Raw genomic sequence first — 22,081 nt, 5'->3', positions numbered from 1 at the left:
ATGCGCCCGGCGACGCTCGATGAGTACGCCGGGCAGCTTCACTTGCTTGCCGTTGGCAAACCGCTGCGGCGAGCCATCGAAGAATCCCGCCCACACTCGATGCTGTTCTGGGGGCCTCCCGGAACCGGCAAAACCACACTCGCACGCTTAATCACCCATTATTGGAATGCAGAATTTCTTACCTTGTCAGCGGTATTGGCAGGGGTGAAGGAGATTCGTGCGGCGGTTGAGGTGGCACGGCAAAACCGGGCGCAATTCGGGCGTGCCACGGTGTTGTTTGTGGATGAAGTTCACCGTTTCAATAAAGCGCAGCAAGATGCGTTTTTGCCGCATATTGAAGATGGCACGTTATTGTTTATTGGCGCAACCACCGAAAATCCTTCCTTTGAATTGAATAATGCGCTGTTGTCGCGGGTGCGTACTTACGTGTTGCGTTCCCTGTTGCCGGATGATATTCAGCGGGTGTTGCAACGTGCGTTGCAGGACGGTGACAAAGGTTTGGGGGCGCTGCACGTGCAAGCCAGTGAAGGAGTGTTGGAGGCATTAGCTGCTGCTGCCGATGGCGATGCACGACGGGCGTTGAATTGGTTGGAAATTGCGGCAGATTTGGCGGAAGACACGCCTGAGGGGGCGCGGATTACGGCTGCTACTGTGCAGGAAGTGGTGGCGGAATCGTTGCGGCGTTTTGATAAGGGCGGTGATTTGTTTTACGAGCAGATTTCAGCTTTGCACAAGTCGGTGCGCGGCACTGACCCCGATGCGGCGTTGTATTGGTTGTGTCGGATGTTGGATGGCGGTTGTGACCCTTTGTACATTGCGCGGCGGGTGGTGCGCATGGCGAGTGAGGATATTGGCAATGCCGACCCGCGCAGTTTGCAGTTGGCACTGAATGCGTGGGACGCTTACGAGCGTTTAGGCAGCCCGGAAGGGGAGTTGATGCTGGCGCAAGCGGTGGTGTATTTGGCGTGTGCGCCGAAAAGCAATGCGGTGTACGCGGCTTACAAACTGGCGCGGGCGGATGCGCAACAGTCGGGTTCGCTGGATGTGCCGCTGCATTTGCGTAATGCGCCGACCAAGTTGATGAAGGCGCTGGATTATGGCAAAGATTACCGCTATGCCCACGATGAGCAGGATGCGTATGTGGCGGGGGAAAACTATTTCCCGGATGAGATGAAAGGGCGGCGTTATTATGAGCCGGTCGAGCGCGGGCTGGAGATTAAGATTCGGGAGAAGTTGGCGGGGTTGCGGCGGTCTCGGTCAAGCGGGGGTTAAGGGTAATCCGTCGGGTTCATGCTCTGGCGGAAACGCTGGATAGCTTGCCATATATCGGTAGATTCATTGGCAGCATCCACTTCACGTACAGAGACTTCAATGGTTTTTCCGCTGAAAAGCAGTTGCAAGGCTTGCAGGAAGTTTTCGTTCAAGTCAGCCGGATTGAGTTTGTATAAGGTGTACATGGCTGTTGCTCTTGTGGAGTGGGTACAGTAACGATTTTCCTCACATTACTGTATTCGTCGTAAATCTTCCAGTTCCGCATCCAGCTCTTCCGGTGCGAAATCAACCAGTGGGATGTTGTGCTGCTGGCATTCGGCGATGAAGGTAAAACGGTCAACACCTGCAAACTCGGATGCAGCACCCGCCGACAAACTTCCCTCTTGGAACATCATCAGCGCGGCATACAATTTGATGCGTTTGCCGAATTCTTCGGGGGATTGGTCGATAAGGTGTTGATCAGGAATGTCTAACGTGATTTGCATGGTGTGTTCCAGCATGAAGCAATGAGGTAAGCGTAGCATGTTCGCCCCAGAGCGTTTCAATAGGGATGGCGACAGCTTACCAGTCGTGCTAGTTTATGTGAGGGTAGTATGGGAACTTTAGTTTCGAGGTTTGATACCGCCTCTTCGACCTAAACCGAAACCTACGCGATAGAGATCAGGCATGTCAATGCGCCCATCCTTTTTTGTCTCAATCAGTCCCAAACGTTGTAGGTCATCACGAATGCCATCCCAGCCGCGTTCGACATGTTGAGCCGGTAATCTGTTGGTGTGGATTCTTTGGGGGCCTTCAGGAAATGCGTCTCGCCAACACGATACGATAGCCTCATATTCACAAGGGACATTCATGCCTTTCAAACTTGACAGCACGTCCCTGACCCAAGGGTAATCTTCAGCCACCTCGGATACCCGAATCTCAGATGCTTGTTGAATACCACGTTTGATACTTTCATAGTGCAGTACATATTCATATTGGGGGTATCGTTCATTGGAGTCCTCAGCCGCTTGGCGTATAGCGGCCAGAAATGAGCGCGGTGAAGTTTGCCCACGTCCATCTGCTAAATGGCTGACAGACCAAGTGTAAGGGACACCTCTCCGTTTATCCTTGCCCATCCAAGGACCTGCAAGTTTTTCAAAGGCTTGACGCTGAGTTTCGCTTTCCCGCTTCATTTCATCAGGTGGATACCAAACAGCATTTTTTGCGATTAAGCGTGAAATAGTGACAGATTCGCATAGCTCGCGCATATAATCACCAGATTGTCTAGGAGCATTAATTAGGCGTTGCCACAATAGTCCATGAAGATCATGTCTAGCCCAAGTTAATTCCAATTTGGTGGCAATGAGCTTGGAAGCATCAGGAAAGTTGAATACTGTTCGTTCAGCTTGGTCTTCACGCAAGAAAACCTTAGCATAGAGATTTGGAAAAGATTTTAGCCATAAAATGGTACGTAGTAAACCTCGTACTATGTCATCCATTTGTTGCCAGTCATTACTCGTTCGGTCTAACGCATCGAAAACAATCAACCCACGCCAAGTACGCTGCAATTGCATTAGGTGAGCTGCCTTTTCTGGTTCTTGTTTTAACCAAGTTACTGTATGTTCCCATGTGTCTTGAGGAATTGTGATTCCATTATTTTTGGCCACCCAACGCAAAATAGTGGAGCGCCATATATCGTAAGCTTCGATATTTTTATTAAGCATTGAAGCAAAACTGTCAGCATTTGGGTAATGCTCTATATTTTCACGATTGCCAAAGCCGATCTGAACATCAATACCTTCTAGTTCTGGTAGGGCTGATCCAATAACAGGACGTAGATTTTTCTGAAAGTAGGGCTGCTGTCCAAAAAGATTTGCCTACTCCACGACCTCCAACGACCACATGAGCATCTAAACGCAAAGCTTTTAAATGTGATGGAGGAATACATAGTGTTCCCATTTTGTGCCTTCGCCATAACTACTTGTTTCCAGTGAGGCTGCCAAAATAGCTTCTCGCAAAACAGTAACATTAGACATTAGTATGTCCCATACCTAAAACTCCTTCTATTCCCTCAATTAAAGTGCGCAAAGATACTATGGACTTCTTGACTATCAATCGTATTAAGCCGCCCATGCAAAGATCGTAATCCAGCTAAACTACGATGCCAACGTATCTCCCAAGGGTAATGTGGTGCTGAGCTATCAAGAGGTTCGGAGTGCCAGCATTCAACTGCGGTATCTCCGGGAGCAATTTCATCATAAAGTGATTCAGCAAAAATGTTGTAAGCATTGTCACGTAAACTTTCAAAATAAGAAATTCGGTCAATTTCTGGTGTTAGTGCTGCTACGATTTGTAATCGCTCGCGTATATCCAAAGCAACACCTGCCTGTAACCAGTATTTAAGCAGGATACGGTAGCCTGTCCACGTTTGACTACTTTCCAACGCGAAGAGCAATATTAGGTTAGCCCCCATATCTGTAATGCAACTGGATGCCACTTCATCAATGCCAGCACGGGCATCAAGCAAAATGACATCGGGCTTGAATCGTGTCTCCATTGTATTAATCAAGCGTTGTAACCGTGCAGACCAATCTTCTCGGGTGCCGTCTGGTCTGATCTTTGGCATCCATACACGTCCAAGCTTGGATACGTATTCACCCGGCTCAATACCATGAGCAGGTATCACGTAAATTTCACCGTCGTGAGATAACCCACTTGTAGCAACCATAGATTCAAATATAGTGTCGGAATTTTCCACTAAATCCTCTACCAACCAATCGCTAATGCCATATTTTGGCTGGCGTTCTGGTGGCAATAGTGCCGATGAAAGACCTGGTGATTCCAAATCAAGGTCAAATATAAGGACACGCTTACCAGCTTGCGCTAATGCCCACGCGGTAGAAGCTAAGGCTGTGGAACGTCCCACCCCTCCCTTAATTGAAAAAAAGACGACACGCCGTGCACCTTGAGTTTCAGGGGCGATTTTTGTCCAATTGCTTTCGGTTGCTAAGCGGTCCGTCAGCCACACGTTGCTGAAGCCTTCGAGCAGGAAAGTTGCAGCACCTCGGCAAGCAAAATCCATGTTTTCCTCATACAAAATCATTACATCGGCAGGATAAGCATGAGGAGGAAGCCTTTCTGCAAGTATAAAAGCTAGTTTATCCACCTGATCTTTTAGTACGAAATTTGATTCTATGGATTCTGGAATGATCAGTCGTATCCGACCATTCAGATCACGGTTAACTAATAGCCATCCCACGGAGTTGGTTATATCTTGGTGCTCCCTTAGTGTGGATGTTACTACAGGGAGAATTTGATCGAATGTTATCATTTTAAGTCTCCATTCATATCTGCTTGCTTAATCAAGTTATACACTTGGTTAGCACTAGTACGGCGCTCTTTTGTACTTGTCTCATTAAAATGACTCTGGTTTGCATAACGCTGAGAAACATCCCAATCATCGAAAAAGTTAGTATTTGGTAAATTATACTTGCCCCCATTCTGATGACCGCTGCGATAGCTTTCAAAACGTTGCCAAACTCCATTGGCATGTTTTCTGTCCACGTGCCTTGCCGGGCTTCCGTCAGCATCGACATGCATACCAAATGCCAACATTAACCGTTTTAATCCACATTCCGCCGATATACCGTACAAATGGTCAGCATTCGCCCAGCGTTGGTTTTTAAACAAATATTCTGCATCGTTCCAATGTCGTTTATGTGCATCCAAATAATCAGCTTGCATCACTTGTTCCTACATTCGTCGTATATAGCATGATTCTGATCACAACGCCCTTATCTTCTCCAACTGCCCCACCAACTGTCCCAACGCTGCCCGCTGCTCATCCGCCTGCTTGCGCGTCTGTTCCAGCACTGCTGCCGGAGCTTTGTCCGCAAACGCCGGATTATTCAGCCGACCTTCCAGCCCGCCGAGGTTCTTTTGCAGCTTCTCGATTTCCTTGCTCAGACGCGCAATTTCCGCGTCCTTGTCGATCAGCCCCGCCAGCGGGATGAGGATTTGCATCTCGCCGACCAGCGCCGTAGCCGATTCCGGCGCATCCGCCCCGGCTTCCAGCCACGTCACGTTGCCGACTTTCGCCAGCGTCCGCGCAAACGCTTCGCTGGTGGTGAACAGTGCCTTGTCGGTGTCGCTCCAGTTTTGCAGCAGCACATCCAGCACTTGCCCCGGCTTGATGTCCATTTCGGAGCGGATGCGGCGGATGCCCATGATGAAAGCTTTCACCCATTCGATTTCCGCCAGTGCTGCCTGATCAATCAGCGCAGTGTCGGCGACGGGGTAGGGTTGCAGCATGATGGAATCGCCGGATACGCCCGCCAAGCCTTTGATGTTCTGCCAGATTTCTTCGGTGATGAACGGCATGATCGGGTGCATCAGGCGCAACGCCGCTTCCAGCACGCGCACCAAGGTACGGCGCGTGCCACGTTTGGCGGCTTGGTTGTCGTTGGCTTTGCCCAAAATCGGCTTGGTCAGCTCCAGATACCAGTCGCAGTATTCGTGCCACGCAAATTCGTACATCGCTTTGGCGGCAAGGTCGAAGCGGTAGTTGTCGATGTGGTCGGCGACTTCCGCCTCGGTCTGTTGCAGCAAGGAAATGATCCAGCGATCCGCCGCCGACAATTCCACTGTCTCCGTGTTCCCTTCGGCTTCGCTCAGGGAACGGTCGCTGAGCGTAGCCGAAGCGTCGCACTGCATCAGCACGTAACGCGCCGCGTTCCACAGCTTGTTGCAGAAATTGCGGTAGCCTTCCAGCCGTTGCATGTCGAAACGGATGTCGCGTCCAGCGGTGGCGAACGAGGCAAACGTCATGCGCAGCGCATCCGTGCCGTGCGGGGTAATGCCGTCGGGGAATTGCTTGCGGGTGGCTTTGTCGATTTTGGCGGCGAGTTGCGGCTGCATCATGCCGCTGGTGCGCTTGGCAACCAGTGCTTCGAGGTCGATGCCGTCGATAATGTCGAGCGGGTCAAGCACGTTGCCCTTGGATTTGGACATTTTCTGCCCGTCCGCATCCTTCACCAGCCCGTGGATGTACACGTCGCGGAACGGCACGTCGCCCATGAATTTCTTGCCGAACATGATCATCCGCGCCACCCAGAAGAAGATGATGTCAAAGCCAGTCATCAACATCTGCGTGGGGTAGAAGGCTTTCAGGGCTTCGTCGTCCACATTCGGCCAGCCGAGCGTCGAAAACGGCCACAGTGCGGAGGAGAACCACGTATCGAGCACGTCCTCGTCCTGACGCAACGCGAAGTCGGCAGGCAGGCTGTATTTGCTGCGCACCTCATCTTCGGAACGCGCCACGTAGACATTGCCCGCGTCGTCATACCATGCCGGAATACGATGCCCCCACCACAATTGGCGCGAAATGCACCAGTCGTCGAGGTTGTTCATCCAGTGGTTGTAGGTGTTCACCCAGTTGCCCGGAATGAAGCGCACTTCGCCGCTCGCCACCACGTCAATCGCCGGTTGTGCAATCGCAGTTTTGCCGCCGGGTCGCCCGTCATCCAGCGTTTCGCGGGTCAAATCCACGTACCACTGATCGGTCAGGTACGGCTCAATCACCGTGCCGGAACGGTCGCCACGCGGAACCATCAGCTTGTGGTCTTCGATTTTATCCAGCAAGCCGAGCGCATCCATGTCCGCCACCATCTGTTTGCGGGCAGCGTAACGCTCCAAGCCTTGGTATTGTGCTGGTGCAACCTCATTGAGGCAGGCATCAACAGTGAAAATATTGATCAGCGGCAGGTTATGACGCTTGCCCACCTGATAGTCGTTGAAATCGTGCGCCGGGGTAATCTTCACACAACCCGTGCCTTTTTCCGGGTCAGCGTAATCGTCGCCGACCACCGGAATCAAGCGTCCCACCAGCGGCAGCACCACGTTTTTGCCAATCAAATGCTGGTAACGCTCGTCTTTCGGGTTCACCGCCACGGCGGAGTCACCCAGCATGGTTTCCGGGCGCGTAGTGGCAACGATCAGGAATTCGTCGGTGGCATTGCCCGCCGCATCCGCCAGCGGGTAGCGGAAGTGCCACATATTGCCGTTTTCTTCTTCGGACACAACTTCAAGGTCGGAAACGGCGGTGTGCAGCACGGTATCCCAGTTCACCAAGCGTTTGCCGCGATAGATCAAGCCTTCTTCATGCAGGCGCACAAACACTTCGCGCACCGCTTCCGACAAGCCTTCGTCCATCGTAAAGCGTTCGCGTGACCAGTCAGGAGTCGTCCCCAAACGGCGCAATTGGCGGTTGATGGTATCGCCAGATTGCCCTTTCCACTCCCAGACTTTTTCGAGGAAAGCTTCACGCCCCAGATCGTGGCGGGTTACACCTTGCGCCAGCAATTGGCGTTCGACCACCATTTGCGTGGCGATGCCTGCGTGGTCAGTGCCGGGTTGGTAGAGGGTTTTGTCGCCCTTCATGCGGTGGTAGCGGATCAGGGTGTCGATCACCATCTGGTTGAAACCGTGCCCCATGTGCAGTGTGCCGGTGACGTTCGGCGGCGGGATCATGATGCAATACGGCTTGCCCTCGCCTTTGGGGGCGAAATAGCCGCTTTGTTCCCAGTGCTGATACCAGCGTTGTTCGATGTCTTGAGGTTGGTAGGTCTTGTCCATGTGCCGCTGCTTTTTGAAGTCGGAAAAGAGCGGCATTATAGCGGGTTTCTTACTCCCCCTCTACCGCTTGGCGGGAGAGGGGGTTGGGGGGTGAGGGTCTTATTTCAACAAAGTGGAAAGCTCGCGGATGAGGTCGTCACGGGCTTTATCAATGTGTTTTTCCACCGAAGGGTCGATGCGGGAGCCGTTGGCTTGTGTTGCTGCTTGTTGATGGCCTTCTGAGCGGATGGCGTGCGCCCGTGCTAAACCCGAATATTCGTCTTGTCCGGTAGCGGATTTGAGTTCGTCAATGCGTTCTTTAAGGCGTTGCTCAAATACCTGACGGCGTTGCTGGCGGGCGTAAGGGTTTTTCACTTGCTCGACAATCGCGGCGTCGCCTGCGCGTACCAGATCAGTAACGACGGGAATACGAATGGTTTTATCGAAGTCTTCGCGCATCATTATTCCGAGTTATTAAATCTTAAGTTGATGGTAATCCAGATTATAGCCCCGGTCACGGTAAAACTGGTAGCGTTTACGACCAGCGTGTAGTACCGCTTCTTCTTGATCTAACATTTCGGCTAAACGCTCAAAACGTGAGAAAAAAGTGGGTATTTCATTGGAAAGGTTAATGAGCAGCCCGCAATTTTCCATCGGTTCATGGTCGTGACCGATTAAAATGCGCACGTTTTGGTCTTTTGTGGGCGCAAGTGCGTGGGGAATGAAGGCGAGTTCGTTAAACGTCCACAACAATTCATCCAATTTGCTGCTGGTCGTCGGCGCATCGGTGTGAATGTAGGTGTGCAATTGTTGCTGATGCGCTTTCATGACCACCTTGCAGGCGAGTAATAACCGCGCCTGCAAGCTGTTGGTTTTTCCGACGTAAAAATCTATTTTGGTCATGCTTTGGCGCGATTAATCAGCAATTGACACAGCAGGGGAACAGGGCGACCCGTTGCGCCTTTGGCTGCGCCGCTTTTCCACGCAGTTCCGGCAATGTCGAGATGCGCCCAAGGGTAGCTTTCGGTGAAGCGTGACAAAAAGCACGCGGCAGTAATCGTGCCGCCCGGTGGCCCACCGATATTGGCAAGATCGGCGAAGTTGCTTTTGAGCTGATCGTGGTATTTTTCACCCATCGGCAAGCGCCACGCTTCGTCATTGGCTTGTTTGCCCGCCGCGAGCACTTCGTCGGCGAGTGCCTCGTTATTGCTCAGTAGACCGCTGATATGGTAGCCCAGAGCGGTAATGCACGCGCCGGTCAGTGTCGCAATGTCGACCACGGCAACCGGGTTAAAGCGTTCCACATAAGTCAGTGCATCGCACAGCACCAAGCGACCTTCGGCATCGGTGTTGAGGATTTCAATGGTTTTGCCCGACATACTGGTAACAATGTCGCCGGGTTTGCTGGCTTTACTGCCGGGCATATTTTCGGCGGCGGCAATCACGCCAATCACGTTCATGGGCAATTGCATGGCGACACACGCGGTCAATGTGCCGATCACGCTGGCAGCCCCGCTCATGTCGAATTTCATTTCATCCATCGCATTGCCGGGCTTGAGCGAAATGCCGCCAGTGTCAAAAGTAATGCCTTTGCCGACAAGCACAAACGGCGCATCGCCCGAATTACCGCCGTGGTATTGCAGGATGATCATTTTGCCGTCTTCGGCGCTGCCCTTGGAGACGGAAAGGAATGAACCCATGCCGAGGGCTTCCATATCGGCTTCTTCGAGGATATTGATGTCGACTTTATTGGAGGAATTCGCCAGTTCTTGCGCAATATCAGCCAGATACGTGGGGGTGCAAACATTACCTGGGCTATTGGCAAGGTCACGGCTGACGCACATTCCTTCGGCAATCGCATTGCCTTGCAACAGCGGGTTGGTGAATTCACCGGCAATCGTGTGCGCAACTGTCCAACTTTCTAACGCGGTGCGCGGCGCATCGTCTTTTTTGCTTTTGTAAGTGTTGAAGGTGTACAGCGTATCCGCCACCGCGATGACCGATTGGCGCACGGCGGCTTCAATGTATTCGCTGGCAATTTCGTCTGTCAGGAATGATACAGCATTGTTCACTTTGGCGGTTTTGAGCAGGTTAACCGCTGCTTGCGTCATCAGGGTTAAGGTTTCCAGCGTGAGTTTGTCTTTTTCGCCCATGCCGATTAGCAGCACCCGTTTAGCGGTGACGCCGGGCAGGTTGTAAAGCATACTGGTGCGGTTTTTATCGCCGGTAAAGTCGCCGAAATCCAAGTGTTGGCTGATCGCGCCCGCGCTGGCAGCATCAATTTGTGCCGCCGCTGCCGAGAGTTTGGCGTGTTTGTAAACACCTACCACGACGCAATCGGTGTGCAGTTCAGCGGCATTGGCGGAAGAGTCAAAATGGTAGTTCATATGTTGTCCTTATGTTGATTTTTACCGTTTTTGCCAGTGTACACGACGTTTTATAAAGTACAATAAGGCTTACGCAACACATCAAAACGGGCGGGGTTCTCAAATGCTGCGCCACCTGCGCCCACATGCGCGTTGAAACGGGCTTTCACGGTTTGATACAGCGCGTCATCCAATTGATGGTTGGTGTGCGTCACTTGAATAATGCGCTCGTCGAATTCGTTGAAATCGGCAAAACGTGATTCGGTGTGGCAGAAGATTTGTTCCACCAGTTCCAAAGTACCGGCGGCTACCGCATTATTTACGGCTTGGAAGGCCAATTCGCGTACCACTTTTTCGTCATGGAATAGGCGCAAGATTTCGTTGAATTCACCCGCATACACAGGTTCGGAAATCCAGGCCGTGCCGCCCGACTTGAGCACTCGCGCAATTTCTTGCAGGGATTGTGCCATTAGCGCGGGGGGAACGTGGTGCAGCGATTTGAACATGAATACGATGTCAATGCTGTTATCGGGTGCGTCGATGGCTTGTGCGCCGCCCAATTTGAAGGTGATGTTGTCTTGTTGTTGCGCGACATTGCGGGCGTGTTGGATTTGGTCGACTTCGGTGGCAATGATTTGCGCAGTGGGGAAGCGTTCCGCGATGCGGCGTGTCATTTGTGCTTTGCCGCAACCAAGTTCCAGCACGGTGGCATTGTCTAATGTTAAGTGCTGGGCGATTAAATCGAGTTCGTTGCAACGGATGGCCGCCGCAGTGGGATTCTGGAGTTGCATAAGCATGATAAAATAATGTGACAATGATTGAAGAACGTATTGTGGCATACACCCCGCTGACAATAAAACAGGAGCACCAATGAATAACTGCCCGTGTGGTTTGGAACAAACTTATAACCAGTGCTGCCGCCCGTATCATGAGGGCAAAGTCGCACCCACAGCGGAAACGCTAATGCGCTCGCGTTACAGTGCTTATGTGCTGCGTAATGGCGCGTACTTGCACCGCAGTTGGCACAGCAGCACACGTCCGAATAAAAAGACTTTGCTGCAATTACCGCCGCTGGATTGGTTGGGGTTGGAGATCGTGCGTACCGAGCAGGGCGAGGAACCGGATGATAGCGGCACAGTGGAATTCATTGCGCGTTACCGCGAAGGGGAGCAAACCGGCACGTTGCATGAAACGAGCCGGTTTGTGAAAGAGAGTGGGAAGTGGTTTTACGTGAACGGGGAGTATTAAACGATCGAACCGTCGGCGTTCATGCCTGCCATCTTTTCGCTTTCCTGCGGGATCATGTGTTCGCGCTTCAAGCCAAACAGCAACAGCAGCGGCGCGGCGACCAATACCGATGAGTAAATCCCGAACATAATCCCGATAGTCAGTGCCAAGGCGAAGTTATGCAAGGCTTCGCCACCGAACCACAACATCGCCGTTACCATTGTTTGCGTGGATAAATGGGTGATTATCGTCCGTGACATGGTGGTTGTGATCGCGCTGTCGATAATGTCCGGGATGGTCTCATCGCGCATCACCCGGATATTTTCACGAATCCGGTCAAATACAACGACCGATTCATTGACCGAGTAGCCAAGCACCGCCAAGACTGCCGCCAATACGGTTAAGTCGAACTGCCATTGGAAGAAAGCGAACAGCCCCAAGATAATCACCACGTCGTGCAAGTTTGCTACCGCCGCTGAGATCGCAAAGCGCCATTCAAACCGAAAGGCAAGGTAAATAATGATACCCGCTGCAACCAGCAACAATGCCAAACCGCCGTTGTCATACAGTTCCTGCCCGACTTGCCCGCCGACGAAATCGACTTTGCTGAGCGTCACATCGGGCGCTGCGGCTTTGAGTACCCCCAAGATTTGTTCGCTGACTTGAGCGCTGGAAACGCCTTCTTTCAGCGGCAAGCGGATGAGCACGTCTTGGGTTGAGCCGAAGTTTTGCACAGCAGCTTCAGCATAGCCGCTGGCTTTGATGGTTTCGCGGATAGCATCCAATGGCGCAGCTTCGGTGTAGCGCACTTCCATCACTGTACCGCCGGTGAAATCCACGCCCAAATTCAAGCCGTAAAAAGCCAAGGCAAATACAGCAAATAGGAATGTTGCCAGTGAAATCGCGGTGGTGAGTTTGCCATACCGCATGAACGGTATGTTTTTAGTGAAATGAAAAAACTCTAACATAATACAGCCCCCTTAAATGGCGATCTTTTCCAGATGTGTTTTAGAACCGTACCGGAGATTTACCATCGCACGGGAAACAGTAACGGCACTGAACATGGAGGTCAAAATACCCAAGCACAGTACCACCGCGAAACCTTTAATAGGCCCAGACCCCAGCAAGAACAGCGCAATCCCCGCAATCAAAGTGGTCAGGTTCGAGTCAAGGATGGTTCCCCAAGCACGGTCGTAACCTGCAAAAATGGCTTGCTGCGGCGCCACGCCTGCGCGTAACTCTTCACGGATACGCTCATTTATCAATACGTTTGCATCAATTGCCATGCCCAAGGTCAAGGCGATACCCGCTAAACCCGGCAGGGTGAGCGTTGCTTGCAATAAAGACAAGAGTGCGAATAGGAAAATACCATTGATTGCCAGCGCAATACTGGAAATAACACCAAACACGCGATAATAAACCACCATAAAGGCAACCACGGCGAGAAAGCCCCACATATTGGAGTTAAAGCCTTTCTCAATGTTTTCTTTACCCATGCTAGGGCCGACGGTGCGTTCCTCCACGATATAAACCGGCGCGGCTAGGGCACCTGCTCGCAGCAATAACGCTAGGTCACGCGCTTCTTTAGGTGAATCCAAGCCGGTGATCTGGAAACGTTTACCCAATTGCTCTTGAATACGGGCAACATTGATAACCTCTTGGGTGGTCTTGCTGGTTTTAACCGCTTGTCCCTCAACTTCTTTCGTCTCGACTTTGGTTTCGATGAAAACCACGCCCATGAGTTTTTGCACGTTTTCGCCAGTAACTTTGTTGAAACGGGTCGCGCCTTTGCCATCAAGGGTGATGTTTACCGCCGCACGGTTGTTATCGTCAAAACCCGACGACGCATCAATAATGTAATCGCCCGTTAGCATCACTTGGCGTTTGAGCAGAATAGGAGCACCGTTGCGCTCTTTGTAAAGCTGTGAACCAATGGGCGCGCGCCCGCTTTGTTGCGCTTGCGCCGGGTCGTTCTGCTCATCGACTAAACGGAATTCGAGGGTAGCCGTTGCACCTAAAATCTCTTTGGCGCGTGCGGTATCTTGTACGCCGGGGAGCTGTACCACGATGCGGTTAACGCCTTGTTGCTGGATGATGGGCTCGGAAACGCCCAACTCGTTCACCCGTTTGCGCAAGGTAATAATGTTTTGTTGCACCGCAAACTTTTGAATTTCCAGTAATGCTGTTGGCGGAATAGTCGCTTGCAGGTCGTTGGTGTCAGGCAGTGCAGTGAGTTGCAGGCTATTCTGGTATTCCTTAGCAAGTGCGGCACTGGCGGCATCGCGGCTGGCAGCGTCGCGGAATTTCGCCATTACGGTGTCACCTTCGCGGGCAATTCCCAGATATTTGATGTCTTGTTCGCGCAGGAAATCACGGAATTCGTCTTCGTAGCGGTCAATTTGCTTATCCAGTGCCGCTTTCATGTCCACTTCCATCAGGAAATGTACCCCGCCGCGCAAATCTAACCCTAAAAACATCGGGTTCGCATTCAAGGCGCGTAACCAGCTTGGCGTGGAGGGCGCAAGATTGAGCGCTACCACAAACTGATCGCCGAACGCTTCTTTCAAGGCTTCCGATGCTTTGAGTTGCACTTGGGTGTCTTCAAAGCGGAATAAGGCTTGTTGACCGTTGTTCTCACTGGCGCGAATGGTCAAACCTTTCGATTGCAACGCTTGCTCGAAACGCTGCATGGTTGCCGGGTCGATAGCCTGTTCGGTTTTAGGGCTTAATTGCACCGCCAGTTCGGAGGGAAAAAAGTTGGGAACAGAGTAGATAACCCCGATCAGCAGCACGGCTGCGATCATGAGGTACTTCCAGAGTGGATAGCGATTCATTGTTATAGGATTCCGTGTGGGGTTGGAGGTGAGGGGGAAAATCCCCCCACTTACCGTTTACGCGCCTTTCATCGTGCCTTTGGGCAGGACAGAAGCAACAGCCTGTTTTTGTACCTTAATGGTTACATTGTCAGCAATAGTCAGTTCGACAAAGTTATCATTAATGCCAGCAACTTTACCGAGTACGCCGCCGCCGGTGACGATTTCATCGCCTTTGCTCAAAGCTTCCAGCATCAACTTGTGTTCTTTGGCGCGCTTTTGCTGCGGGCGAATAATCATGAAATACATAATGGCGAAAAATACGCCCATCATCAGCAGCATTTCAATGCCACTACCGGATTGTGCATTAGCACCCATAGCAATCTCCTAAAAATATAATCCATTAAATGGCAGCTATTATGCCACCTCCCATGAAAAAGCGATAACCTGTTTCAGGTCATTCACTTGCATCCTGCACATCAGAATCCGGTCAATGCCGAGAGCAACGCCTGCGCATTCTGGCAAGCCGTGTTCGAGTGCCGCAAGAAAACGTTCATCCACGGGAATGTCATGCCCGCGCGTGTGCGCATCTTGTACCAGAATTAAGCGATTCTGCGCTGAATCGGTTTGTTCCTGATAACCGTTGCCAAGCTCCAAGGTACCCAAATACACCTCGAAGCGTTCCGCCACTGCCTGCCCAGCCACCTGCTGTATCGTTGCCAGCGCAGATTGACTCGCAGGGTAATGGTACAGAAACGTCAATTGGTCGGTAGGAAATTGCGGTTCCACACAATGGGTTAGTAGCAAATCCCGCCAAGCTTGCACCGGCATGTCACCGCTGATGGCGATGCCGTGAGCCTTGGCACAAGCCGACAATTCAGCTTCTGTGGCAAGATGGGGATCAAGCTGCACGCTTTCAAGGAATGCCTCACGATAACTGCAAAAACGCGGGGGTTTTTGCAGGTGCGGAATCAGCGTGTGCAATAAATCAGCGACTTCGTGCATCAATTGTTGCCAAGTGAAACCGAGCCGATACCATTCTAACAGCGTGAATTCGGGGTTATGGCGTTTGCCGCTTTCATCACGCCGCCACACTTTGCAGAGTTGGTAAATATCACCCGCACCTTCCACCAGCAAGCGTTTCATCGGGTATTCCGGGGAGGTATGTAAATAACGCAAACCGTGTGGTGTGTTGACGCTGAAGCTGTCAATGAACGGGTCGGTATTACCCGCTTGCGAGAGTGCTGGCGTTTCGACTTCCAGCACATCGCGTTCGGCAAAAAAAACGCGCACCTGCTGGTTCAGGGATGCGCGTTCGTGCAAAGCCGTTAGATTCACGCTTTGACGCGGGAAACGTATTCGCCAGTGCGGGTGTCGATTTTGAGGATTTCGCCTTCTTCCATGTAAAGCGGTACTTTCACGACTGCGCCGGTTTCCAGCGTGGCAGGTTTGGTGCCGCCAGTCGCCGTATCACCACGGACACCTGGGTCGGTTTGGGTGATTTTCAATTCGGCAAAGTTAGGGGTGGTAACTTGAAGCGGCACGCCGTTCCACAAGGTGACGACGCATTTTTCATTGCCTTTCAGCCATTTGACGGCATCAGCCATCGCTGCTTCACCGGCTTCGAGCTGTTCAAAAGAGCTGCTATCCATGAATGTCCACACACTGCCGTCGGTGTAGAGGTATTCCATGTCGCGGTCTTCCACATCAGCGCCTTCGTGGGTTTCGGTGGATTTGAAGGTTTGTTCAATGGTACGCCCGGTTTTGAGGTTGCGGACGCGGGCGCGGGTGAAGGCTTGACCTTTACCGGGTTTTACAAAGTCGCTGTCCACGACAGTGTAAGGGTCGCCATTGAGGATAATCTTCACACCAACTCTTAAATCATTGCTACCATAGGTGGCCATTAGTCCGTCTCCAAAATCATCTAAACGTAAATAGCCCGCTATGATAACCGGAATCCAAGTAAAAAATCAGGTAGAAATTGGCATGAAGTCGCATAATGCCGTATTGTATATATAATTATTCATATTCAATACAACGGTGGTGTGACATGGCACTCAGCATTCGCAACGAACGCGCCGAACAGTTAGCCCGCGAAATCGCGCAATTGACGGGTTACAACATGACTTCCGCGATTATTATAGCTTTAGAAGAAAAATTAGAGCGTCTGCAACGTTTCCGCCGAGTGAACAGCAAGCTGGATGAAATTATGGTCATTTCGCGGCGGTGTAGTGCCTTGCCCGATCTGGATACGCGCAGTGCTGACGACATCCTCGGTTATGACGAACACGGGGTAAATACCCTGTGGTAATTGATACGTCTGCCATTATCGCTATTTTATTGGGCGAACCAGAAGCTGAAGCCCTTTCCAATGCCATTTTAGATGACCCCAAGCGTTTGATGAGTGCTTTTTCCTTGTTGGAATGCAGCATTGTGATTGAGAGTCGCAAAGGCGAAGCGGGCGGGCGCGAGTTGGATCTGCTGCTGTACCGCTTGCAGATTGACATTGTGGACATGAACGAGGAACAGACGCAACTTGTCCGCGCAGGCTGGCGGCAGTTTGGTAAAGGTCGTCATCGTGCCGCATTGAATATCGGTGATTGTTGTTCGTATGCGCTGGCAAAGTACGCGGGTGAGCCGCTGTTGTTCAAATGTGATGATTTCAACCATTCGGATATTCCCTATGTTGCTTTATAAACAAACGCCGGTAGCGGTTTGGCAGCGTGAATTGGCGGGTGCAGTGCGCGATCCGTTGGTGTTGATGCAAGCGTTGAAGCTGGAAGGGGGAGGTGTGAGCACGGATGCTGCTCGGCAGTTTCGCCTGCTAGTTCCTCACAGTTACGTCGCTCGGATGAAACACGGTGATTGGAACGACCCGCTGTTACGCCAAGTGCTACCTTTGGATGATGAGTTGCAAATGGTGGAAGGTTTCAACCACGATCCGGTCGGCGATCAGCACGCGCTGGTAGCGGATGGGGTGTTGCACAAGTATCACGGGCGGGTATTGCTGGTAACGACGGGCGCGTGTGCGGTGCATTGCCGTTATTGTTTCCGGCGGCATTTTCCGTACAGTGAGTCGAATCCGGTGAAGGGCGAGTGGGAAGGGGCGTTGGCGTATATCCGTGCCAATCCCGATGTGTGCGAAGTGATTTTGAGTGGCGGTGATCCGCTAACGCTTGCTGATGAGCGTTTGGAGTTGTTTTTCAGGCAGTTGAACGGTATTTCTCATGTGAAACGGGTGCGTTTTCATACCCGTTTGCCGGTGGTGTTGCCCTCGCGGATTGATGCGGGATTCTTGCAGATGTTGGCAACTATTCGTCAGCAAGTGGCGATGGTGATTCACGCCAATCACGCGCAAGAGTTGGCGGCGGACGATGTGCGTCACGCTTTAGCCGCTTTGCATTCGGCGGGTGTGACGTTGTTGAATCAGGCGGTGTTATTGCGCGGGGTGAATGACAGTGTGCAGGCACAGGTGGCGTTGAGCGAAGCGTTGTTTGCCGCGCGCGTTTTGCCGTATTACTTGCACGTATTGGATCGGGTGGCAGGGGCGGCACATTTTGAGGTGGCAGAAGCCGAGGCAATCCGCATGGTGGATGACATGCGTCAACAATTGCCCGGTTTCCTGATGCCAAAATTGGTGCGCGAAGTGGCGGGGGAAAAAGCCAAAACGCCGCTTTTCTAGCTGCACTTACTGTTGTTTGCGGAAATCCCACGGGGCTTGCGGTTGTTTGTCGCGCCATAAGCCGCGTTTGGCTTTGCGGGCTTGTTTTTCCGCAGCGGCATACGCGGCTTGATCGTCAGCGCTTTGTTCTTTGGCATAGGCGGTATAATGCCAGCCGCAACCGGCGTTGATTTGTTCCAACGCCACATCCTTGCCTTCTACCGTGACTTTGCCGATGACGCGCCCGTAACGGTCGAGTTTGTACGCTTCGACTTCGGCGGTGAGGTTGACAGCGCGGGTCATGAGCATTTCTTTGCATTTTTGCCCGTGTGCTTGCTTGGTTTCGGGCGCGTCAATCCCTTGCAAGCGAATTTTGTAAGTGCGCTTGTTGCTGGCTAACACGGTCAAGGTGTCGCCATCGCTAACGCCGACTACGCGCCCTTGCGCCAACATTGTGCCGTCGTTGGTAATGCGTGCGCCCGGTGGCAATTGCGCTTGCAGTTTGTCGTCGGGCTGCGCGTCGAAACGGTCGAGACAGCCTGTCAATAGTAGGGTAGTTAGGATAACGGGTAGGTATTTTTTCATAATGGTTACGCCATGGATAAGCGCGTAATTCTAACCTGAGGATGTCCGATGATGACAGCAAAACCCTTTTCTGAAGCTTGTGAAGAAAATAAAGCGCCGATTTTAGCCGTGATTCAGCCGTTATTGCAGGATTGCGCTGCGGTGTTGGAAATCGGCAGTGGCACGGGGCAACACGCGGTGCATTTTGCTGCACAGATGCCGCATTTGCTTTGGCACACCAGCGATGTACGCGAGCATCATGCGGGTATTCAGTGTTGGTTGGATGAGGCGAATTTGCCGAATACCCGCAACCCCGTGTCGCTGGATGTGACGCATGACCCTTGGCCTGAAGTAAACGTGCAGGCGGTGTATTCCGCGAATACCGTGCATATTATGGAGTGGGATGCAGTTGAGGCATTGTTTGCCGGAGTCGGTAAGTTATTGCCGAATAAAGGTTTGTTTATGCTCTACGGCCCGTTTAATTATAATGGGCAATATACCAGCGAGAGCAATGCGCGATTTGATCAATGGTTGCAGATGCGTGACCCGCGCAGTGGAATTCGCGATTTTGCCGATTTGAATCGGTTAGCAGAACAGGCGGGAATGTACCTGCAACAGGATTACACGATGCCGGTGAATAACCGTTTATTGGTGTGGCAGCGGCGTATGCAGGCATGATTAAGCTGCATTTTTACCTGCCCGGTTTATTCCAGCCGCTGAATTTGTGGTGCAAAGACTTTGCCTTTCAACCCGCCGCCAGCAATCTATTACGTTTGTGTGCTAATAGCAGCATCACCACCGCGCCGGTGCAGGGTTTGGAAGCGACGCTGTTTCACGATTGCGGGCAAGCTTCGGCTGGTGAAATTCCGTTCGCTTATCACCGTTATTGCGCCGATTTTGGTGTGCTACCGCCAACCGCGTTGTTGTGTGCGGATCCGGTATGGCTGAAAAGCGGGTTGGATAGCGTGGTGATGCAACCGCAATTGCCATCATTGACGCCGGGTGAGGTGACGCGCTTACTGGCGGTGCTGAATAGGCATTTGCAGGAAGACGGTTTGCAATTGGTCGCCAAACATCCGCAGCGTTGGTACTTGCTGGGGGAACGGGTGCAAGCTGATGCAACCTTGCGTACCGTGCCGCTGTCGCAAGCCTTGGGGCAAAGCATTTTTGCGTTGCTGCCACAAGGCGATAAACGTTATTGGCATCGTCTACTCAATGAAATTCAGATGTTATTGCATACGTGTGAAAGTCCTGCGGTGAATGCGTTGTGGCTGTGGGGGGCGGCAAATCCTGCTTCTATTGTTCCCGTGCCCGCAAACGCATTCGACGGATTTATTGGTACAACGCTGACCAGTCAGGTGATGGCATTGGCAAGCAATACGCCACATCAAGCGCCAACCACACTGTCGGAAGCTGGGTTGGAAACTGGCAAAACTTACGCGCTGATTCTGGATGCTTTGCACGTACCGAGTGTGAGTGATGACATGCAAAGCTGGCAACAAACACTTGATTTAATGGATGAACACTGGTTTGCACCGGCATTGGCGGGGCTGCAATCCGGTAAGTTTTCAGTCAGCTTGACGGCTTGCGATGGGCGTACCTTGCATTGCCAGCCCACGCCTGCTTGGAAGTTTTGGCAAACCCGCAGGGCTACGTGGGAACAGCTTAGGGAACGCGGGTAACGATGCTTTCAAAACTGCCGTCGGGCAGTTGCGTGGCAACGGTTTGCCCTAAACGTAGAGCGGTGGTGCTACGCACGACTTGTCCGGTTTCTTGATGGCGCACAATGCCATAGCCGCGTTCCAGCGTTGCTAATGGACTCAGGGCGTGTAATTGCCCCGCTTGCATTTGCAGTCGGTTACGCGCTTTTTCCAAACGTTGTTGGATTAACACGTGCAGATACTGTTGCCAGCGTGACAATTGCACTTGCTGCTGTTGTATTTGGCGTTGCGGGGATTGCAACTGTAAGCGCGAGGATAGATTTGTCACGCGCCGTTGCTGGCTTTGCAAATAACGTTGGAGGGCGGTTTGTAAGCGCATGTCGAGTTCATCCAATCGCTGCACTTTCTGTTGTAAGCGATTGGTCGGGCGTTGGTTTTCTAAGCGTTGTTGCAAACGTTTTAGGTGTTCGCTGGCAATCTGTAAGCGGCGTTGCTGATGGCGTTGGAGTTGGAATAGCAGCCGTTGTACGTGGGTTTGCAGCGCTGCCATGTCGGGGCTGACCAATTCAGCGGCTGCTGATGGCGTAGGTGCGCGGACATCTGCCACGAAATCTGCAATCGTGAAGTCGATTTCATGCCCCACCCCGCTGATAATGGGCAGGGAACAGGCGTAAATCGCGTGTGCCACCACTTCCTCATTAAACGACCACAAGTCTTCGATCGAGCCGCCGCCGCGCGTCAAAATCAGCACATCGCAACGGTGTTCGCGGTCAGCTTGACGGATGGCGTTGACAATTTGGTCTTTAGCACCTTCGCCTTGTACCAGTACCGGATAAACCATCACTGGAATTTGCGGGCAACGCCGTTTCAATACGTTGAGGATGTCGCGAATCGCCGCCCCTGTCGGTGAGGTAATTACCCCAATACAACGCGGAAACGCGGGCAGGGTTTGTTTGTGTTCGGGGGCGAATAAGCCTTGTGCCTGCAAGCGCTGTTTGAGTTCTTCAAATTGGCGTTGCAATGCGCCAACCCCGGCATCTTCCATGTGCTCGATAATGAATTGGTATTCGCCGCGTGGTTCGTACAGGCCAACTTTGCCGCGCACCAACACTTTCAAACCGTTTTTGGGAATAAGTTTCAGGCTGGAGGTGCGCCCTTTGAACATGGCGCAGCGCACTTGCGCTCCGGCATCTTTCAGGCTGAGGTACAAATGCCCAGAGCTCGCACGGGTAAAGTTGGAAATTTCGCCTTCCACCCACAGAGCAGGGAAGCCTTGGGACAGGCGTTGCCCGACTTCGGCGTTGAGTTGAGAGACACTGAAAGTGATTCGTTCGGTTTGCATCGGCTAACTGTATAAAAAAAGCCGAGACATTGCTCGGCTTTTTCAAGATTGGCTGGTTGCAATCAGCGTTTAGCTTTTTGCACCGGGAGCCGCAGGACCAGCCGTTTTAGCTTTTTCTGCTTGTTCTTGACCTTGTACGCCAGCGGTTTCAACGGCTTTAGCAATCTTCATGGCGTCGTCGTTTTTACCATCGTTGGCTGCTTTGATAGCCGCCTCTAGATGCTTACTGGCAGCTTTTCCATCCCAGTACCATTCAAAACCGGCTTTTTTCGCTGCATCATTGGCCGTTTTCGCGGTTTCGATGGCGGTTTTGACTTTGGCGTCAACGCTGTCTTTCAGCGTAACGGTCTCTTCTTTTTTCGCGGCGGCTGGCTTTGCGTCTTTTGCTTCGGCAGCTTCTGCTTTTTTGTCTTCAGCGGCGAAAGCAACCGATGCCATCAGGGACAGTGCGAGTGCTGCGAATAATGTTTTTACGTTCATCAATGAGTTCCTCCTCTCCTAAAAAATACGTCAATGAGATATATCAAATTACGTGAAATATTTCAGTGCGTATTGATAGCAGTTTACCGACTGGAGGTCAAACC

Annotated in this window: 25 protein-coding genes; 7 read left to right on the top strand and 18 right to left on the bottom strand. The window is 52.0% G+C overall.

The features are described from left to right. Positions 1 to 1,272, top strand: a complete 1,272-nt coding sequence (locus tag L3K52_12670; protein ID UOG91050.1) for a replication-associated recombination protein A — start codon at positions 1 to 3, stop codon at positions 1,270 to 1,272. Here the strand turns inward: L3K52_12670 and L3K52_12665 are convergent. The 10 genes from L3K52_12665 to L3K52_12620 all read right to left on the bottom strand — a co-directional run bounded on the left by L3K52_12665 (position 1,269) and on the right by L3K52_12620 (position 11,026). Continuing rightward, positions 1,269 to 1,457: a hypothetical protein gene (locus L3K52_12665; GenBank protein UOG91049.1), complete on the bottom strand. Its 189-nt coding sequence runs from the start codon at positions 1,455 to 1,457 to the stop codon at positions 1,269 to 1,271. The genes L3K52_12670 and L3K52_12665 overlap by 4 nt on opposite strands. Positions 1,458 to 1,502: 45 nt before the next feature. After that, the gene (locus L3K52_12660) at positions 1,503 to 1,796 is read right to left on the bottom strand and encodes a UPF0175 family protein (GenBank protein UOG91048.1); all 294 of its coding nucleotides are present in this window, start codon (positions 1,794 to 1,796) and stop codon (positions 1,503 to 1,505) included. A gap of 78 nt (positions 1,797 to 1,874) precedes the next feature. Beyond that, positions 1,875 to 2,975 carry a hypothetical protein gene (locus L3K52_12655; GenBank protein UOG91047.1) on the bottom strand — a complete coding sequence of 367 codons (1,101 nt, stop codon included), beginning with the start codon at positions 2,973 to 2,975 and terminating at the stop codon, positions 1,875 to 1,877. 347 nt (positions 2,976 to 3,322) lie between these two features. After that, a complete protein-coding gene (locus L3K52_12650; protein UOG91046.1) occupies positions 3,323 to 4,582 on the bottom strand; it encodes a ParA family protein in 1,260 nt (419 codons plus the stop codon). Next, positions 4,579 to 4,995, bottom strand: coding sequence for a hypothetical protein (locus tag L3K52_12645; GenBank protein ID UOG91045.1), 417 nt, complete (start codon positions 4,993 to 4,995; stop codon positions 4,579 to 4,581). Before L3K52_12645 ends, L3K52_12650 begins: the two co-directional genes overlap by 4 nt. 39 nt (positions 4,996 to 5,034) lie before the next feature. Beyond that, positions 5,035 to 7,884 (bottom strand): valine--tRNA ligase, encoded by a 2,850-nt coding sequence (locus L3K52_12640; GenBank protein UOG91044.1) that lies wholly within the window; start codon positions 7,882 to 7,884, stop codon positions 5,035 to 5,037. Positions 7,885 to 7,983: 99 nt separating this feature from the next. After that, complete coding sequence (locus L3K52_12635) at positions 7,984 to 8,322, bottom strand: hypothetical protein (GenBank protein ID UOG91043.1); 339 nt, start codon at positions 8,320 to 8,322, stop codon at positions 7,984 to 7,986. A 15-nt stretch (positions 8,323 to 8,337) separates the two neighbouring features. Beyond that, a complete protein-coding gene (locus L3K52_12630; GenBank protein UOG91042.1) occupies positions 8,338 to 8,766 on the bottom strand; it encodes a DNA polymerase III subunit chi in 429 nt (142 codons plus the stop codon). Continuing rightward, complete coding sequence (locus L3K52_12625; protein ID UOG91041.1) at positions 8,763 to 10,250, bottom strand: leucyl aminopeptidase; 1,488 nt, start codon at positions 10,248 to 10,250, stop codon at positions 8,763 to 8,765. The genes L3K52_12630 and L3K52_12625 overlap by 4 nt, the downstream gene beginning before the upstream one ends. A 50-nt stretch (positions 10,251 to 10,300) precedes the next feature. Continuing rightward, positions 10,301 to 11,026: a class I SAM-dependent methyltransferase gene (locus L3K52_12620; protein UOG91040.1), complete on the bottom strand. Its 726-nt coding sequence runs from the start codon at positions 11,024 to 11,026 to the stop codon at positions 10,301 to 10,303. A gap of 73 nt (positions 11,027 to 11,099) precedes the next feature. Between L3K52_12620 and L3K52_12615 the strand changes: the two genes are divergently transcribed. Continuing rightward, positions 11,100 to 11,477, top strand: a complete 378-nt coding sequence (locus L3K52_12615) for a YchJ family protein (protein ID UOG91039.1) — start codon at positions 11,100 to 11,102, stop codon at positions 11,475 to 11,477. Here L3K52_12615 and secF read toward each other — a convergent pair. The 5 genes from secF to efp are packed head-to-tail and all read right to left on the bottom strand — an operon-like array spanning position 11,474 to position 16,173. After that, positions 11,474 to 12,424 (bottom strand): protein translocase subunit SecF, encoded by a 951-nt coding sequence (gene secF, locus L3K52_12610; protein UOG91038.1) that lies wholly within the window; start codon positions 12,422 to 12,424, stop codon positions 11,474 to 11,476. The two genes, L3K52_12615 and secF, sit on opposite strands and share 4 nt — an antisense overlap. A 12-nt stretch (positions 12,425 to 12,436) precedes the next feature. Continuing rightward, positions 12,437 to 14,290 carry a protein translocase subunit SecD gene (gene secD, locus L3K52_12605; GenBank protein UOG91037.1) on the bottom strand — a complete coding sequence of 618 codons (1,854 nt, stop codon included), beginning with the start codon at positions 14,288 to 14,290 and terminating at the stop codon, positions 12,437 to 12,439. Between the two features lie 57 nt (positions 14,291 to 14,347). Continuing rightward, positions 14,348 to 14,647: a preprotein translocase subunit YajC gene (gene yajC / locus L3K52_12600; protein ID UOG91036.1), complete on the bottom strand. Its 300-nt coding sequence runs from the start codon at positions 14,645 to 14,647 to the stop codon at positions 14,348 to 14,350. A gap of 39 nt (positions 14,648 to 14,686) precedes the next feature. Further along, positions 14,687 to 15,607 carry an EF-P lysine aminoacylase GenX gene (gene genX, locus L3K52_12595; protein ID UOG91035.1) on the bottom strand — a complete coding sequence of 307 codons (921 nt, stop codon included), beginning with the start codon at positions 15,605 to 15,607 and terminating at the stop codon, positions 14,687 to 14,689. Next, complete coding sequence (gene efp, locus L3K52_12590) at positions 15,604 to 16,173, bottom strand: elongation factor P (GenBank protein ID UOG91034.1); 570 nt, start codon at positions 16,171 to 16,173, stop codon at positions 15,604 to 15,606. Before efp ends, genX begins: the two co-directional genes overlap by 4 nt. 146 nt (positions 16,174 to 16,319) lie before the next feature. Between efp and L3K52_12585 the strand changes: the two genes are divergently transcribed. The 3 genes from L3K52_12585 to epmB are packed head-to-tail and all read left to right on the top strand — an operon-like array spanning position 16,320 to position 17,951. Further along, a complete protein-coding gene (locus L3K52_12585; GenBank protein UOG91033.1) occupies positions 16,320 to 16,580 on the top strand; it encodes a type II toxin-antitoxin system VapB family antitoxin in 261 nt (86 codons plus the stop codon). Then, complete coding sequence (locus tag L3K52_12580; GenBank protein UOG91032.1) at positions 16,574 to 16,966, top strand: type II toxin-antitoxin system VapC family toxin; 393 nt, start codon at positions 16,574 to 16,576, stop codon at positions 16,964 to 16,966. Before L3K52_12585 ends, L3K52_12580 begins: the two co-directional genes overlap by 7 nt. Further along, complete coding sequence (gene epmB / locus L3K52_12575) at positions 16,953 to 17,951, top strand: EF-P beta-lysylation protein EpmB (protein UOG91031.1); 999 nt, start codon at positions 16,953 to 16,955, stop codon at positions 17,949 to 17,951. Before L3K52_12580 ends, epmB begins: the two co-directional genes overlap by 14 nt. A gap of 6 nt (positions 17,952 to 17,957) precedes the next feature. On the opposite strand, the gene L3K52_12570 is transcribed toward epmB, so the two are convergent. Next, complete coding sequence (locus L3K52_12570) at positions 17,958 to 18,515, bottom strand: thermonuclease family protein (protein ID UOG91030.1); 558 nt, start codon at positions 18,513 to 18,515, stop codon at positions 17,958 to 17,960. Positions 18,516 to 18,563: 48 nt separating this feature from the next. Between L3K52_12570 and L3K52_12565 the strand changes: the two genes are divergently transcribed. Continuing rightward, positions 18,564 to 19,172: a class I SAM-dependent methyltransferase gene (locus tag L3K52_12565; protein ID UOG91029.1), complete on the top strand. Its 609-nt coding sequence runs from the start codon at positions 18,564 to 18,566 to the stop codon at positions 19,170 to 19,172. Beyond that, positions 19,169 to 20,176 carry a hypothetical protein gene (locus tag L3K52_12560; GenBank protein UOG91028.1) on the top strand — a complete coding sequence of 336 codons (1,008 nt, stop codon included), beginning with the start codon at positions 19,169 to 19,171 and terminating at the stop codon, positions 20,174 to 20,176. The genes L3K52_12565 and L3K52_12560 overlap by 4 nt, the downstream gene beginning before the upstream one ends. Here L3K52_12560 and xseA read toward each other — a convergent pair. Both xseA and L3K52_12550 read right to left on the bottom strand, forming a co-directional pair. After that, on the bottom strand, positions 20,160 to 21,497 hold the full coding sequence (gene xseA / locus L3K52_12555; protein ID UOG91027.1) for an exodeoxyribonuclease VII large subunit: 1,338 nt from the start codon (positions 21,495 to 21,497) through the stop codon (positions 20,160 to 20,162). The two genes, L3K52_12560 and xseA, sit on opposite strands and share 17 nt — an antisense overlap. Positions 21,498 to 21,566: 69 nt before the next feature. Continuing rightward, entirely contained in the window at positions 21,567 to 21,977 is a 411-nt protein-coding gene (locus L3K52_12550) for a hypothetical protein (protein UOG91026.1), read from the bottom strand. Positions 21,978 to 22,081: the final 104 nt, after the last annotated feature.

It is taken from the genome of Candidatus Thiothrix sulfatifontis (assembly GCA_022828425.1).
GTDB classification, from domain to species: Bacteria; Pseudomonadota; Gammaproteobacteria; order Thiotrichales; family Thiotrichaceae; genus Thiothrix; species Thiothrix sulfatifontis.
This window is presented reverse-complemented; position numbering and strand designations above follow the sequence as displayed.

Bases quoted from the DNA above. Each gene is read 5' to 3' on its own strand.
- L3K52_12620 (UOG91040.1), bottom strand. From the start codon at position 11,026: ATGCTTATGCAACTCCAGAATCCCACTGCGGCGGCCATCCGTTGCAAC.
- L3K52_12655 (UOG91047.1), bottom strand. From the start codon at position 2,975: ATGCTTAATAAAAATATCGAAGCTTACGATATATGGCGCTCCACTATT.
- L3K52_12630 (UOG91042.1), bottom strand. From the start codon at position 8,766: ATGACCAAAATAGATTTTTACGTCGGAAAAACCAACAGCTTGCAGGCG.
- L3K52_12625 (UOG91041.1), bottom strand. From the start codon at position 10,250: ATGAACTACCATTTTGACTCTTCCGCCAATGCCGCTGAACTGCACACC.
- efp (UOG91034.1), bottom strand. From the start codon at position 16,173: ATGGCCACCTATGGTAGCAATGATTTAAGAGTTGGTGTGAAGATTATC.
- L3K52_12665 (UOG91049.1), bottom strand. From the start codon at position 1,457: ATGTACACCTTATACAAACTCAATCCGGCTGACTTGAACGAAAACTTC.
- L3K52_12645 (UOG91045.1), bottom strand. From the start codon at position 4,995: ATGCAAGCTGATTATTTGGATGCACATAAACGACATTGGAACGATGCA.
- L3K52_12560 (UOG91028.1), top strand. From the start codon at position 19,169: ATGATTAAGCTGCATTTTTACCTGCCCGGTTTATTCCAGCCGCTGAAT.
- secF (UOG91038.1), bottom strand. From the start codon at position 12,424: ATGTTAGAGTTTTTTCATTTCACTAAAAACATACCGTTCATGCGGTAT.
- secD (UOG91037.1), bottom strand. From the start codon at position 14,290: ATGAATCGCTATCCACTCTGGAAGTACCTCATGATCGCAGCCGTGCTG.
- L3K52_12570 (UOG91030.1), bottom strand. From the start codon at position 18,515: ATGAAAAAATACCTACCCGTTATCCTAACTACCCTACTATTGACAGGC.
- L3K52_12550 (UOG91026.1), bottom strand. From the start codon at position 21,977: ATGAACGTAAAAACATTATTCGCAGCACTCGCACTGTCCCTGATGGCA.
- xseA (UOG91027.1), bottom strand. From the start codon at position 21,497: ATGCAAACCGAACGAATCACTTTCAGTGTCTCTCAACTCAACGCCGAA.
- L3K52_12565 (UOG91029.1), top strand. From the start codon at position 18,564: ATGATGACAGCAAAACCCTTTTCTGAAGCTTGTGAAGAAAATAAAGCG.
- L3K52_12635 (UOG91043.1), bottom strand. From the start codon at position 8,322: ATGCGCGAAGACTTCGATAAAACCATTCGTATTCCCGTCGTTACTGAT.
- yajC (UOG91036.1), bottom strand. From the start codon at position 14,647: ATGGGTGCTAATGCACAATCCGGTAGTGGCATTGAAATGCTGCTGATG.
- L3K52_12640 (UOG91044.1), bottom strand. From the start codon at position 7,884: ATGGACAAGACCTACCAACCTCAAGACATCGAACAACGCTGGTATCAG.
- L3K52_12650 (UOG91046.1), bottom strand. From the start codon at position 4,582: ATGATAACATTCGATCAAATTCTCCCTGTAGTAACATCCACACTAAGG.
- L3K52_12615 (UOG91039.1), top strand. From the start codon at position 11,100: ATGAATAACTGCCCGTGTGGTTTGGAACAAACTTATAACCAGTGCTGC.
- L3K52_12585 (UOG91033.1), top strand. From the start codon at position 16,320: ATGGCACTCAGCATTCGCAACGAACGCGCCGAACAGTTAGCCCGCGAA.
- epmB (UOG91031.1), top strand. From the start codon at position 16,953: ATGTTGCTTTATAAACAAACGCCGGTAGCGGTTTGGCAGCGTGAATTG.
- L3K52_12660 (UOG91048.1), bottom strand. From the start codon at position 1,796: ATGCTACGCTTACCTCATTGCTTCATGCTGGAACACACCATGCAAATC.
- L3K52_12670 (UOG91050.1), top strand. From the start codon at position 1: ATGCGCCCGGCGACGCTCGATGAGTACGCCGGGCAGCTTCACTTGCTT.